The sequence below is a fragment of the Streptomyces sp. SID13726 genome, from assembly GCF_010548375.1.
Taxonomy (GTDB): Bacteria; Actinomycetota; Actinomycetes; order Streptomycetales; family Streptomycetaceae; genus Streptomyces.
On the sequence record NZ_JAAGLY010000922.1, the window covers coordinates 1 to 273 of the forward strand.

Consider the following 273-nt stretch of genomic DNA (forward strand, 5'->3'; position numbering starts at 1 on the left):
CAGATATGTTGATACCCCGTTCCCGGCCATCATGGCTCGGGGCGAGGTTCCTTTGAAGAAACACAACAGCGAGGACGCTGTGAACGACTGCCTTATTCCGGTGGTTGTTCCGCTCTCGTGATGTGTGCACCCGCGCTTTTAATTAGGCACAGTCGGGTAGACATTCACGGAGAGTTTGATCCTGGCTCAGGACGAACGCTGGCGGCGTGCTTAACACATGCAAGTCGAACGATGAACCACTTCGGTGGGGATTAGTGGCGAACGGGTGAGTAA

General features: G+C 54.6%; 1 rRNA gene. It reads left to right on the forward strand.

The features are described 5' to 3' along the window. Nucleotides 1–163: 163 nt before the first annotated feature. A 16S ribosomal RNA gene (locus tag G3I78_RS51005) occupies nt 164–273 on the forward strand; the annotation flags it as partial.